Source organism: Nitrospirota bacterium (genome assembly GCA_035516965.1).
Classification (GTDB): Bacteria; Nitrospirota; UBA9217; order UBA9217; family UBA9217; genus MHEA01.
This window is the reverse complement of record DATIZR010000037.1, coordinates 34,780-48,198: the sequence shown is the minus strand read 5'-3', so window position 1 is coordinate 48,198 and position 13,419 is coordinate 34,780. Positions and strand designations below refer to the sequence as shown.

The 13,419-nt window shown below is 53.7% G+C and carries 15 protein-coding genes; 6 read left to right on the top strand and 9 right to left on the bottom strand.

From position 1 onward, the window contains the following. The coding region (locus tag VL197_04480) for a hypothetical protein (protein HUJ17229.1) at positions 1–303 on the top strand (303 nt) is incomplete at its 5' end. 4 nt (positions 304–307) lie between these two features. Here VL197_04480 and VL197_04475 read toward each other — a convergent pair. After that, on the bottom strand, positions 308–1,192 hold the full coding sequence (locus tag VL197_04475; protein ID HUJ17228.1) for a P63C domain-containing protein: 885 nt from the start codon (positions 1,190–1,192) through the stop codon (positions 308–310). Then, a complete protein-coding gene (locus VL197_04470) occupies positions 1,189–2,070 on the bottom strand; it encodes an IS1595 family transposase (protein HUJ17227.1) in 882 nt (293 codons plus the stop codon). Before VL197_04470 ends, VL197_04475 begins: the two co-directional genes overlap by 4 nt. Positions 2,071–2,395: 325 nt before the next feature. Here VL197_04470 and VL197_04465 point away from each other — a divergent pair, with 325 nt between their 5' ends. The 3 genes from VL197_04465 (at position 2,396) to VL197_04455 (ending at position 4,343) form a co-directional block, all read left to right on the top strand. Continuing rightward, positions 2,396–3,187, top strand: coding sequence for a hypothetical protein (locus VL197_04465; GenBank protein ID HUJ17226.1), 792 nt, complete (start codon positions 2,396–2,398; stop codon positions 3,185–3,187). A gap of 177 nt (positions 3,188–3,364) precedes the next feature. Continuing rightward, complete coding sequence (locus tag VL197_04460; protein ID HUJ17225.1) at positions 3,365–3,769, top strand: hypothetical protein; 405 nt, start codon at positions 3,365–3,367, stop codon at positions 3,767–3,769. 7 nt (positions 3,770–3,776) lie between these two features. Continuing rightward, positions 3,777–4,343 carry a glycine zipper family protein gene (locus VL197_04455; protein ID HUJ17224.1) on the top strand — a complete coding sequence of 189 codons (567 nt, stop codon included), beginning with the start codon at positions 3,777–3,779 and terminating at the stop codon, positions 4,341–4,343. 551 nt (positions 4,344–4,894) lie between these two features. Here the strand turns inward: VL197_04455 and VL197_04450 are convergent. The 3 genes from VL197_04450 to VL197_04440 form a co-directional block, all read right to left on the bottom strand. Further along, a complete protein-coding gene (locus tag VL197_04450) occupies positions 4,895–5,251 on the bottom strand; it encodes a hypothetical protein (protein HUJ17223.1) in 357 nt (118 codons plus the stop codon). 45 nt (positions 5,252–5,296) lie between these two features. Beyond that, entirely contained in the window at positions 5,297–6,637 is a 1,341-nt protein-coding gene (locus VL197_04445; protein HUJ17222.1) for a sigma-54 dependent transcriptional regulator, read from the bottom strand. A 158-nt stretch (positions 6,638–6,795) separates the two neighbouring features. Then, the gene (locus VL197_04440) at positions 6,796–8,805 is read right to left on the bottom strand and encodes an ATP-binding protein (GenBank protein HUJ17221.1); all 2,010 of its coding nucleotides are present in this window, start codon (positions 8,803–8,805) and stop codon (positions 6,796–6,798) included. A gap of 179 nt (positions 8,806–8,984) precedes the next feature. On the opposite strand from VL197_04440, the gene VL197_04435 reads away from it, so the two are divergent. Beyond that, positions 8,985–9,923, top strand: coding sequence for an ABC transporter substrate-binding protein (locus VL197_04435; protein HUJ17220.1), 939 nt, complete (start codon positions 8,985–8,987; stop codon positions 9,921–9,923). A gap of 191 nt (positions 9,924–10,114) precedes the next feature. Here VL197_04435 and VL197_04430 read toward each other — a convergent pair whose 3' ends face one another. Together VL197_04430 and VL197_04425 are read right to left on the bottom strand one after the other, a co-directional pair. Then, entirely contained in the window at positions 10,115–10,444 is a 330-nt protein-coding gene (locus tag VL197_04430) for a rhodanese-like domain-containing protein (protein ID HUJ17219.1), read from the bottom strand. 13 nt (positions 10,445–10,457) lie between these two features. Beyond that, positions 10,458–10,766, bottom strand: coding sequence for a Dabb family protein (locus VL197_04425; GenBank protein HUJ17218.1), 309 nt, complete (start codon positions 10,764–10,766; stop codon positions 10,458–10,460). A 137-nt stretch (positions 10,767–10,903) separates the two neighbouring features. Here VL197_04425 and VL197_04420 point away from each other — a divergent pair, with 137 nt between their 5' ends. Further along, positions 10,904–11,626: a septal ring lytic transglycosylase RlpA family protein gene (locus tag VL197_04420; GenBank protein HUJ17217.1), complete on the top strand. Its 723-nt coding sequence runs from the start codon at positions 10,904–10,906 to the stop codon at positions 11,624–11,626. 74 nt (positions 11,627–11,700) lie between these two features. On the opposite strand, the gene VL197_04415 is transcribed toward VL197_04420, so the two are convergent. Together VL197_04415 and VL197_04410 are read right to left on the bottom strand one after the other, a co-directional pair. Next, positions 11,701–12,843 (bottom strand): hypothetical protein, encoded by a 1,143-nt coding sequence (locus tag VL197_04415; protein HUJ17216.1) that lies wholly within the window; start codon positions 12,841–12,843, stop codon positions 11,701–11,703. Between the two features lie 80 nt (positions 12,844–12,923). Continuing rightward, positions 12,924–13,325 carry a hypothetical protein gene (locus VL197_04410; protein ID HUJ17215.1) on the bottom strand — a complete coding sequence of 134 codons (402 nt, stop codon included), beginning with the start codon at positions 13,323–13,325 and terminating at the stop codon, positions 12,924–12,926. Between the last annotated feature and the right edge of the window lie 94 nt (positions 13,326–13,419).

Sequence of the window (13,419 nt, the reverse complement as noted above, 5' to 3'; positions counted from 1 at the left end):
GTATTCTTCAACAACTTGACGCTTGAACTCGGAACTGAACGACCTCTGTTTCTTCATGACAAGATCCTTTCTGCCCGTTCCAGGCCATGGATCCTGTCCGGTACTCTACCATATTTGTCCAAACGGTGGGGGTCAGTTCATTTTGGGTATACAATACTTGCATTTGTATTTTTAATATTTCTTATTGTTTTTTTAAAAGACACTAAAGACATTCTTTTTAACATCATTAATACCCTCGTTGCTTTAGCTGGAGCATTTGGTGGGGGTTACGGTCTTAAATCTTACTTAGAGAGAAAAAGGTAAATTGTTAATCTTCTAATAACAACGGTAAGGTTTCTTCTTTTTTAGGGAACGCCCTCTGTATCATTCTATAAAATTGATCCCATGTAGCTGCGGCCCTCATAAATCCCATTACAGCATGTAGATGTTGCGCGAGTGCTGGATGCCCTATATCTTCTGTCAACCATTGCTGATGTTTTGTTGGTCTATTGCCCTTATCGTCTTTAGGATTTAGCCTTTTTAGTTCCTTTAAAAGTCCCGGCGCTAATCTTTCATAAACTAAATCATTTGTATATGTACCAACAACGCTGGGCCTATTTACTTTCATGCCTTTCCACTCCCATCCTTTTAATTTGAATATCAACATATAAAACTCATCAGGGAATCTCTTTGCCCAAGCTGCAAATTCTTTAAGAAGATATTTATCGAGGATTTTCTGTAAAGCTTCTCGATCTCGAATTTCTTGATAACCCGTTGCTTCGTCTACGAGAGCAATTATTCCTACTTTGGCAAATGCTCTCGTGAGTATTTCACATTGTCTTGCTACTAGCTCTTGAGTTTTTGATAACAGCCCATTATCCCTTGCTTCCAATATTGCATTGCAAATATCTGCCAGTATCGTAGCTTCATATCCTGTAGCAAGCTTTCCACCCCTGCCTGGTCTTATAAATCTAATCGGATTAGATAGCGCCATGGCTAACTCATTATTAATATATGGCTTTAGGTTGTTACTTCCTAAAAAACGCTTCAATAATGCACCATGGCCTTGACCTAATTCAAGAGCCTCTTGCATGCCCCGTCCAGATAGAACTCTTGTCCCATCTTCAAGCACATAACATGGTATTTCAAGCCCTACAATTTTCAGGGGCCTATCAGGCGATCCCCAAACGGCTCTGAGGGTTTTTTCTGTCATATCCTCACCTCCAACGCTCTATTCAAGGTCATGTCAAAGACGTTTTCATTTTTTCGATTGTTATAGCGATAGCAGAACTCATCAATATATTTTGGAAGATGGTGTAAACTGACTTTATGATATTGTCCTACGATTCCACGTTTCAAGAGCGCCCAGAAGCTTTCAATGGTGTTTGTGTGAATATCGCCATCAACATACCATTGCTGATGATTAATAGTTCTATGGTCAATGAAGCTTGACATGCGAAGATAGCCTTTATATTCGTCAGTCATAAGAATGGTGTTTGTTACGTTGACATTTCTCCGAACAAGAGCAGAAAGCTTAGTGGCATTAAGATCGTGTTTTTTCGAAACACTAGCTCTTACTTTGCCACCGCGCTCAGCCATACCAACAACTGGGATCTTCTTTGTCCCGCGTCCACGTTTGTTTGGAGCACCATCGTCATTGTTACCCTTGCGAGGTTTGCCACCGATATATGTTTCATCCATTTCGACAATGCCCTGTAACAGAGTTTGATCTTGAAATTGAGTCATAGCTTTGCGAATCCGCATGGCCATATACCAAGCAGTATTTCGATTAACTTCTAAGTCACGAGCGAGTTGGCGAGAGGAAAGCCCCTTTTTAGCGTTTAAGATGATAGAGATTGCAAGAAACCACTTTTGAAGATCGACCTTAGTTTTTTGGAAAATCGTCCCGACTGTAACACTGAAAGAGGTTTTACAGTTATTACAATGATGCCGAAGTTCTTTTGGCATTGCGGTTGTTCTAGTGCTTGCGCAATAAGGGCAAACAGGTGTACTATTCCAACGGGCTTTTTCAAGATGTTTAAGGCAGGATTCGGGAGTAGGAAACTTGCGGTAAACTTCGATGATATTCATATGTCCTCCAAAGTCAACTACCTTTACTGAGGACAATTATAGCAGGTCATACGAGGATGTCAAGACAAATCTAACTACCGTTAACTAGGACATTCCGTATCACATTATAGAATTTAGGCCGGATTTAGGTTAACATATACATTAGGAGAGAGATCTGGTCTTTGGCGAAAAATGAATGGGGCAAAAAACCATGAGAAGATTGTTCCTTATGGCGCCTTTGGCATTGAGCGTCTTTGTTTCAATGCCTGCAGGTATCCATGCGCAATCCGGGCAAGCGGCAGGAGAACAAGCTCCGATTGCTCAGCCTTTGGTCAGGGAAGGAGACTTGGCAGTCAAGCTTGCTGATGCGCTTAAACTGGGAACGGCTACCAGCGAGGCTGAAGCAGAAAGCCTGCTCGGGAATGCCGGCATCACGCCACGGAACGGGTGGATTGCCGATTACCCGGTTACGCCTGATATTATCGGAGAGTTGACGCAGTCAATAAGCGTCGCGGCTGAGTTTAACAATTTGAAAATGGGGAAAGGTGAAGCCTTGCTGGCACTCCAGAATGTTACGGCCGGGGCTAACTTAGCTGTCAGGGGAGGTACTCCCGGACAGACGGCCCAGCAAGGTCCAGGTAATATCGCTGCTCCTGATAATACCGTGATAAACAACTATTACTACGACCAGGGCCCGCCGGCTGTGACCTACTACCCCCCTCCTCCTGATTATTTTTACTTATACACCTGGGTCCCGTACCCCTTCTGGGGGTGGAATATATGGTTTCCCGGGTTCTACATCTTGTCTGATTTCCACAGGGTCGTCCATGTCCATGGCAGGGTGGAAGTTATATCCAATCACTTCGTTGATCACCGCACGAACAGGATCGTTCGAATTGACCCCGTGAGGAGATACAATGGACGGACCTTTGCAGGCATAGGCGCGCCGCACGATGATAAACGTTTTATCTCACCCGGTCGTCGAGGAGGGGCTGAAACAATATTTAGAGGTTCCCATGAACGGGCAATGACAGAGGGAAGGAAAATGCCTCCGTCGCATTCACGTGGAAGTAAGGAGGGCCATCATTCCCAGGGAGGCAATAAAACTTCGTCTGGGCAGAGAAGAGAACACCAGTAGCGTCGCCTGCTATCTGTAGACTTTCAAATTAAAACGAAGGCTAACGGGCAAAGTAGTGCCGGGTGTGAGTCTGATTTGTCGGCCTAAAGTATTGCTCCCTTAAACCATTTATCATCAGCGATGTCTTATAATATAAGGGAGAGCTATTCTGCCGGCGATCACGAAGGAGAATCGAACATGAAAAAGATAATTTATCTTTTCGTGGCCATCACTTTAATCCTGCTTGCAGGTGTCCTGCCTGTGTATGCACATGGAGGGGGCTACTACGGGGGAGGCTATTATCATGGAGGAGGCCATGGCCATGTAAGCGGTGGAATCTGGATCGGAGGTCCGTGGTGGGGTCCCTATCCGTACTATTATCCATATTATTATCCTTATCCGAATTATTACTACTCGGATCCTCCCGTTGTCATGCAGCAGCAATATCCCGCATATGAACAAGAGGCGCCCCAGGTACAGCAGCAACCGTATTACTGGTATTTCTGTCCGGATACCAAGACCTATTATCCCTACGTGAAACAATGTCCCGGCGGCTGGCTGAAGGTTGTTCCGCCTTCAAATCCGCCTAAGGGCAAGGAGTGAAGGAGCCGTGACGACAGGCAAACGAAATATCCTGATGTCTTTCGTCCTGCTGGCAGTGGCGGGATGCGCCACCGTTCCGGCCGGCCCCAGCGTAATGGTGATGCCGCCCTACGGCAAGCCTTTTGATCTGTTTCAGTCGGAGGACGTCATGTGCAGGCAATGGGCGCGTCAGCAGATCGGGCTGTCTCCCCAGGAGGCGGTCAATAAAAGCACGGCCACAGGGGCCGCGATCGGAACCGCTGTGGGAGCAGGCATCGGAGCGACCCTTGGAGCGGCTTCAGGTAACGCAGGCTCCGGTGCGGCGTTCGGCGCGGCAACCGGGCTTCTCATCGGCACGGCCACTGGCGCCGACGCGGGCCGGTATCATGGATATGAGGCGCAGCGCCGGTATGATATTGCCTATGTGCAGTGCATGTACGCCAACGGGAATATAATCCCGGGAATGAGACGATCTTATTACGGCGTTCAGAGGACGCTGCCGCCACCTCCGCCCCCGACGGGCATGGAATCGTCGCAGCCCGATGTCTCATCGCCGTATCTTGCACCACCTCCGCCTCCCCCTCCGGCACAGTAGTTGAGGACGAGAAGCAAACGGGAAAAGATATTCGCAAGCAAGGCAGGCTGGTGGTCATTATCGAGGGGCTGGATAATCGGGCGATTGAGAATACGTTGCGGGGAGTTTGTGAGAAGATAAGCGGAACGATGATTTGACACGACGCGTAGCGGCCCGGCGTGGATATTCAATGTCCGGATTCATTCTACAGGACAATATAAACCTCCTCTTGAATATTCAACCTTTACATCTGTCAGAATTCGATCCTGAAGTCGATAAAATGTAAACTTGATTTGCATAAGTAAGTCCGCCGTTAATTGTCATGCCCCCAGTTTTGTAAATATAACCTGCTTGATTCCCAGTTATATCTCGCCGATGATTTCTTTTTCCCATTTTTGATGGTATTCAATTCTTCTAATGAGAATATTGCCTTGCTTAAAATTTACTGCATCCGCGGATGATGTGAAATTTTTATACAGAAAGATAGGCAAAGTATCATCTTTTTTTATTCGAAATGTGTGTGCATTTTATTTCTTCCATTATTGAGGCCAGCAAAATAGATGGTTAATTGCCTAATTACAAATGATTTGTTTCAGAGAACCGTCCTTGACCCAATAAGGGTCTGTTCGGTCTGAGAATTTTATTTTCAGCGTCTTGAATTCAAAAGATCTTTCCAAAACCTGGACCTTGATATCCCCTTTCAACCTCAGTACGCTCCCCTTATCCAGAAGACCGGCAAGTTTATCATTGTCTCCGCCTTCTTCATATTTTGTAGCTTCATTCAAGATCTGCGGGGTAGAAGCGGCCAGGGGACCTTCTTTCGTAAGGTAAAACTCGTCGACTTGGCATGCCTGTGCGGATTGATGTACCGACATCAGCTGCAGGCCAAAAATGAGAAAAGCAAAGGTCGTCACTGCTGTTCTATTCATTATTCTCCTCCATATATAACGATGGGTCGCCGGTTCGAAGAGGCATCATCCGTTTTCATTGATGCCGTATTTCTTGAGTTTGAGGTAGAGCGTCTTCCGGTCGATGCCGAGGAGCTGGCTCGCCTTGGACTGGTTGCCGTTGCTTTCCTTCAGCACCCGGAGGATGTACTCTTTTTCCATCTGTTCGAGCGAGGGGCTTACGGACAAGTCGGCGGCCGGGGAGTAGGAGGAGATCGAAAGGTCCTGTGCCCCGATCGTGCCGTTGTCGCAGACGATCACGGCGCGCTCCACCACGTTCTCGAGCTCGCGCACGTTGCCGGGCCAGCGGTACAGGGTGAGCAGCTCCAGCGCTTCCGGGGTGAACTCCCGGACCGGCTTCGCAAGCTTTTTCGCAAATTTCTCCAAAAAATGGCGGGCCAGGACGTCGATATCCTCTTTCCGTTCGCGCAGCGGCGGGATCTTGATGTTGATGACGTTCAGGCGGTAGAACAGGTCCTCGCGGAAAGCGCCTGACTTGATGCCTGCCAGCAGGTCCTTGTTCGTCGCGGCGATCACGCGCACATCTACATGGAGCGCCTTGTTCCCGCCCACGCGCCGGAACTCGCCGGAGTCGAGGAAACGGAGGAGCTTCGCCTGGAGCCCGATCGGCATTTCGCCGATCTCGTCCAGGAACAGGGTGCCCTTGTCCGCGACCTCGACGAGGCCGTGCTTCATCTGGTAGGCGCTCGTGAAGGCGCCCTTCTCGTGGCCGAAGATCTCCGACTCGATCAGGTTCTCGGACAGGGCCGCGCAGTTCAGCGCGATGAACGGGGAGTCCCTGCGTTTGCTGGAATGCCAGACCGTGTTCGCGACCAGCTCCTTGCCGGTACCGCTCTCGCCCTGGATGAAGACCGGCGAATCCGTGGGCGCCACCTTCTGGATGAGCGCGCGGACCTCCTGGAGCTGCCTGCTCCTGCCGATGAAATCGAACGCCGATTCCTGCCTGACGAGCTCCTGTTCCAGCAGTTTGCTCTTGACGGAGAGCCTGCTGTACTCGCAGGCGCGGTCGACCACGATCACGAGCTCATCGAACTTGTAGGGCTTGGTGAGGTAGTCGTAGGCGCCGTTCTTCATGGCTTCCACGGCCGTCTCCACCGTCGCCTTGCCGGTGAGGACGATGATGGGGGGCGAGGAGGGGTCCTCTTTCAGCTTTTTCATGAGCGAGATCCCGTCCACGCCGGGCATCACCACGTCGAGCAGGATCACGTCGAAGACCTGGTCGCGCAGGAGCTGCTGGGCCTCGCCGCCGTCGGGCGCGGTCTCCACGTTGTACCCCTTGCGGGTAAGTTCTTTTTTCAGGAGCCGTCTGAACGGCTCTTCATCGTCAACAACGAGGATATTGATCATAGCGTTTTATTCAACAAGTCTCACGCGGAGACGCGGAGAAAGAGTTGACAGCATACCGTCCTTGGTAAAAACCTTAAACCAGTATCATGGTCTTCTAGAGACCGTAGGGGCAACCCTTGTAGTTACCCTTTTCAGGGTGCTGGATGCCCCCGCCCGTATCACGCGATCGCCGGCAGCGTAATGATGAACGTCGTTCCCCTGCCAGGCTCGCTCTTGACATCGATCGTGCCGCCATGCTCTTCCACGATGCGGTGGCAGATGGTGAGGCCCAGGCCGGTGCCCTCGCCCACGGGTTTCGTCGTGAAGAAGGGGTCGAAGATCTTGTCGATGAGGTCCGGGGGGATGCCGTCTCCCGTGTCGCTGACGGAGAGCGTTATTCTGCCGGGCCCGGTATCGAAGGGGCGGTCCTGCCGGGGATCGTCCGCGCCGGTCCTGATGAAGATGCTGCCGCCCTCGGGTGTAAAGTAAATGGCGTTCAGCAGAAGGTTCATCAGGAGCTGCCTCAGACTCCCGGCGTCGGCAAGGATCTTCGGGAGGTCCCGGTTCAGGTCGAGCTCGAGTGAGTGCTTGAGCCGAGCTGTGCGGTGTTTCAGCAGCAGGAGCACCTCCTTGATGAGCTCGTTGATGTCGATCTCGCGGTACGTTCCGCCCGACGGCCGGGCGAACTCCAGCAGGCTTTTCAGGATCGTCTTGCAGCGGAAGATCTCGTTATGGATCGTTTTGAGATAATCGGGAAAATCTTCGAACTCCCTGAGGCCGGTGAGCGCCGCGTCCTGCGACCGGTCGAGGAGCGCCTCGGAATAGCCCGCAATGATGCCGAGCGGATTGTTGATCTCGTGGGCAATGCCGGCGACGAGCGTGCCGAGGGAGGCGAGCTTGTCGGAACGGATGAGCTGCTGTTCGAGCCGCTTCTGGGCGGTCATGTCCTTCAGATAGTGGACGATCGCATAGAGCCTGCCCTCTTCGTCGACCAGCGGATAGGCCCAGAAATGGAAAATGCTGCCACCGAAGCTTTTCAGCTCCTGGAAGGCCGGACGCTTCGAGGAAAGGGTGTCCTTGCAGAGGCAGCAGTCGGTCGCTACGATGCCGATCTTTTCAAGCAGTCCCGTGCAGAGCTTCTGCGTGATCTCGGCCTTAGAAAAGCCCGTCCGCGTGAGCAGGGTCTTGTTCGCGCGGATCACCTTCTGGCGGCCGTCCTCGATCCAGACCATGTCCGTGATCGCGTCGAAGGTGCTCTCCCACTCCTTTTTTTCCTTCGAGATCTCCTCGAACAGGAGCGCGTTCTCCAGAGCGACGGCGATGTGCTTGGCAACAGGCAGCAGGATCTCCAGGTCCTTCTCGGAGTACTGTGACGGCAGCTCGCTGTCGAAATTGAACACGCCGAGCATGCGGTCGTGGAACAGGGGAATGCTGATCGTCGAGCGGATGCCTTCGCGCGCCAGCTTCCGGTCCAGGGGAAACGCGGTCTCGCCCAGGTCGTAGCTGATCCAGGGCTTGTTGTTCCGAACGACCCATCCCGCGCTCGTTCCCTCGATCGGCGCCCTGACGCCCTTCTTCATCGCCGTCTTCATGCCCGTGTCCAGGGCGAAGATCAGCAGGTTGTCGGTCTTTTCATCATAGAGCAGGAGGCTCGCCCTGCTGTAGTGGATGATTTTCCTGAGCTCGGAAACGACCATGCGGAAGATCGTCCCGATGCTGAGGCTCGAATTGATGATGCTGCTCAACTCGTTGATCAGGTCGCCCTGTGTTCCCGTGTCCTGCCGCGCGGGGGGAGCGTCAATCTGCCCTGCCCGATGACCCGCCCCGTCCCGGACAATGACAGTCATCCTGTCCGGACGATTATTGCTCTTCGGAACGATCGCGACGCGGCAGGCGAGCGGCCCGCTGTTCTTCCGGAAGCAGAATGAGCGCACCGATGCGGAGGAGCCGTCGCCGGGGTCAGACTCCCCGGGAGATACTACTAAAAGATTGAGGGGAAGCTGGTCAATGGACACGAACCGGTCGAGGGACTGTCCGATGACGGCTGACCGTTCGCATTCAAAGAAACCCGGGACCGCGTCATTGCACGAAAGGATGGTCCAGTGCCGGTCGACGAGGAAGGCGGGCATGCCCAGGACATCGAGAGTTCTGAGCAGTTCGGAGCTTTCCCTGTCGATGGTGATCTTCATGCCGGAATACTATCACACCGCGCACCCTATCGGCAACAGGGAAAGGATGAATCTGGCTCTTCTGCCCGGTTGTCTCTAGCTGCAACTTGAAACCGGCGGTGATGCTCGGAGTTGACTCCGATGGCAGTGCAGACTATTATGGAACCAGGCGCGGATTCGGGGGCAGGAGGGGGATGACAATGAAGGTCAGGATTGGACATCTTTCCACGTTCTACCACACGGCTATCCTTCTGATGGCCGATGGCGGGACCGAGAAGCGGCTCGACGCCCGGATAGAGTGGCGGCTCATGGGCACCGGTCCCGCAATCGTGCAGGCCTTCCGGCAGGGTGAGCTCGATCTCGCGTACATCGGCCTTCCCCCGGCGATCATCGGCATCGATCAGGGAGTCAACATCGTGTGCGTGGCCGGCGGTCATATGGAAGGCACGGCCATGGCCGGAAAGCGTCAATGGCGGGGACTTCCCGAAGAGGGGGACTTGGGTTCGGTCCTGAGCCAGTTCCGGGGCCGCGTGATCGGCGTGCCGGGCAGGGGCTCGATCCATGACGTGATCCTGAAAGACTGCATCGAAAAGCAGGGCCTGGAGCGCGAGATCGAGGTCAGGAATTTTGCCTGGGCTGACCTGGTGACGGAGGCCGTGGTAAAGGATGAGGTCAGTGCCGCCGTCGGCACGCCGGCGCTGGCCGCGGCAATCAGGAGGTTCGCTGACGGCAGGGTGCTCATCCCGCCGTCGAAGCTCTGGCCGGACAATCCCAGCTACGGCATCGCAGTGGACAGGAACTTCCTAGAGAAATATCCTGGCGTGGTGGAGCGAATTCTCGGGCTGCATGAAGAGGCAACGGCCTTTATCAGGAATCAGCCCTCGGAAGCTGCGCGAGCCATTGCGGACTTCGTTGGGATCGTCGACCAAGAGCTTGTCCTGGATGCGATCGGCATCTCACCGCGATACTGCGCGCAGCTGACGGAAGCTTATATCGCGTCAACGATGAAGTTCGTGCCCGTCCTTCGCAGGCTGGGATACATCAGGTCGGAGATCGCAGAGGACAGGATCTTTGATCGCGGGATGATAGACAGAATCCATCCGGGAAAGGACCATTATGGGGAGGGAATCAGGTTGTGATGAAGGACAATTTTCCGGAAAACGCAACGGCTATAGCCCTAGGTCGCGAAGAGGACCGATTCAATATTGATTGTAAAGCTGTGCGTCCTATGCTTTACGATCAAGGTCGAATTTGCTGAAGCCGCGATAATCCTTTCTCTTGTGATGAAGCGGCACTGGAGTGTGCGAGGCCCGGTTGAGGCTGGGGCCGGTCAAGTCTTTTTCTCGACGGTCCTGCCCCCTGATTCTTTCCAGGCGGCGATGCCGCCCTCAATGAATCGTGCAGGAATCTTTTTCTCGAGCAGCTGGTCCAGGACCTTGTTGCTCACCGAACCTCCGCGGGCGCAGTAGATGACGACGTCCCTGCCGGGAGGCAGCTCGCTGCTCCAGGAGGCCGCGTTATCAGGGTCCCGCCACAGGGCGCCGGGAAGTGCGGCCGGGTCCGCGTCGCGGTCTGTTTTCCTTCTCACGTCGAGGAGAACAAGATCCTTCTCCGTGTCGAGCAGTTCCTTAAGCTCCTGGGCGCTGATGGTCCTGTCCATGCCGGCCTCCCGATCAACCGCCCGATTTGTAATCCACGACAGCGCGGCTCTCCCTGACCTTTGCGACGAAAGCGGCGATCCTCAGGTGGTCGGGATGCTTCTGGTAGATGTCAAGGTCCTGTTCGGTCGCGAACTCGGAATACAGCGCAACGTCGTGGGCCGCGTCGGAGGGGATGAGATTCAGTCCTACCTCGATGTGTTTGATCTGCGGGATCTTTGCCTTCAGCGCCTCGAGTTCGCGCTTCATGAATGCCGCGTTCTGATCCTTTGTCGCGCCTTCAGCCTCAGGTTTCAGTTTCCACAATACAATGTGCTTGATCATTGTTGCCTCTCGGCATGGTATTTTGCAGTTGCCCCGCCGGGCGTTTGACGGTATTATAGCACCACGCAGCGCGGCCGGGTAGCCCGAATCCCGGTCCTGCTGGTTACACCCTGATTACACCTTGGTGAGCGCTTTTGATGGTGAAACGACTATTTCTGCTGGTCCTCTGCCTGCTGCTCATTCAAGCCTGCGCGCCGAAAAAGCCTGCTGTTGCTCCGTCGAAAGCGTCGCAAAGGCCCTATACCGTGTACGGCCAGCGGTATGAGCCGCTGCAGACCCACGAGGGGTTCGTTCAGACGGGCGTGGCGAGCTGGTACGGCGCCGATTTTCACGGCAAGAACACGAGCAGCGGCGAAAAATACGACATGCACGCCATGACAGCGGCGCACAAGACGCTTCCGCTCGGGGTGTACGTGAAGGTGCGGAACCAGGACACCGGGAAGGAAGCCGTGGTGCGCGTGAACGACCGGGGCCCGTTCGTCAAGGGCAGGATCATCGACCTGTCCTATGCCGCGGCAAAAACGCTGGGCATTGACATCGCGGGTACCGCACCGGTGCGGATCGAGGCGCTCGGCTACCGGCTGGAAGGCAAGACGGGCTACCGGGAAGCGCCAAGCTATGATACGGGAAATTACACGGTCCAGATCGGCTCGTTCAAGGAGTTCACGAATGCACGCAGGCTGGCTGATGATATGAAGAACCGCTCCGGATTTACCGATGTTCACCTGACGAACGTGTATGGCGAGCTGTTCTATCGCGTCTATGCGGGCAAGTACCCGTCGCTGAAGGCCGCGGAGGCAGCGGAAAAGAACTTCACGGAACACGGGTATGCGGGGAGCTTTGTGGTATCTCTCGATTGATATCGGCGTGAATCGTGCGGCAAGAGCAAGGGCGCTCTCGTGATCTGAGAGCGCTCTTTTTCGTGTCTTCCATGCTACGGCCCTGATTCCACGAGACTGATAAAAGAAAGACCGCCACTAGTGGTGTTTGAAGTGACCTTGAAGTACAGCGAGGCCCCTGCAGCGGTCAGGGTGCAGTCTTCCGGTGTTGTGCCGGCAAAGGAAGTATTGTCGATCGAGCATACCGCCAAAGTCGTGAATGTCGCATCGTTGTCATAGACCGAGAGATCGGCGTTGTTTGTCAGTCCGTTGATACTTACCGTATACCGCGAGTTTGGGGTAAGACCATGAACGACATAATAGCTTGATCCTGTCGGGCCTGAAGCAACCTGTCCGATCACCTGAGCGTCTATGGCCAGGGCCACGGGCGCGGCCGGCGTGCCCTCATTGACCGGAACGGGAATGGCCGGGGCCGGCGTTCCGAGGGCGGTATAAGAAACGCTCGGTGACGTGCTGAATATCCCGTCAATGATGAAATTCAGCGTCGAGCCGGACGCGGTCAGCGTACAGTCCTCCGGTGTGGTTCCCGTGAATTGCGTGTTGTTGATAGCGCAGATCGCTTTCGAGGTTAACAAGGCGTCGTTGAAGACATACATATCCGCGTCATTGGTGAGCGCGGTCATGCCGACCGTGTAGACAGTGCCTGTGGTGACCGGAAGCGAGTACACGCCCGCGCCTCTCACCGCTGCTGTATCAGAAGCAGGCAGGGAAACCGTGAGGTCCGTTATGGTCAACGGCTCCACGTCGATGGTGTAGAGGCCGGCCGAAGTGAAAAGGAAGGACCCGTCAACGGCGAAATAGAGCGTGTTCCCGGGGGCCGCTATCACACAGTCCTCTGATGACAGGCCGATGAACGCCGTATTATCGACCGGGCATCGTGCTTGAAAGGTGAAGGTCCCGTCGGTCCCGAAAAAGACAAGGTCGGAGTCATCGGTCAGGCCGGTGATGCTGATCTTGTAGAGCGACCCGGGGATGACGGAAACACCATAGGTATTAAAACCGCCGAAGTAAACTACATCAGTAAAGGGCACGCCGGCCGTCAATGGCAAAAACGGAAGCAGGATGCACTCATTATCATCGTCGTTGTAAAAGCAGGAAACCTGAAGGAGAAGCAAGAGGAGAAGGGCATAACGGCCGTATCGGAGAAGCCCGTAATGATCACTTTGTTTGATAATCATACCGTGACCCCCCTTCCCCGGTGTTTAATGCATCCTTAGGGCAAGAGGTGTTTCACAGCCCATTCAAAAGTATGAGCGTTCTACTTTTTGTTGATAAGCTTGATTGCCTTAGCATCGTCCGTGGTGGTGAAGACGACGTTAGCCGTTCTGCTCTTAGACGTTGTTCCATAGATATACATGATGCTGATGTCCGCGTCGCCCAGTTTTTTAGCTACTTTCTGCAACTCCCCGGGCTTGTTTGAGATCTCCGCCTCAATGATTTCATACTCCTTGATCTCTGCGCCAAGGGGAGCAAGGGCTTTTTTCGCCCTGGCGTGGCTGTCCGCTGTCAGCATGAAGGTCGCCTCTCCCTGCATGCCGTAAGCGCAGATATTAGTGATATTCACCTTTGCCTTTCCCAGCGCGGCAGTGATTGCTGCGAGCTGTCCGGCCTTGTCAGGAACCATGAAAAAAAGTTGTTTGATCTTTTTCGCCATTGCCATGATCGTCCCTCCTCCACTGAGTTTTTGAAATAGCTTGTATTAGTATATCAGGAGAAGGTTGTTCCGTGTGGGGCGAAGAAAGGCGGGAAGGAGA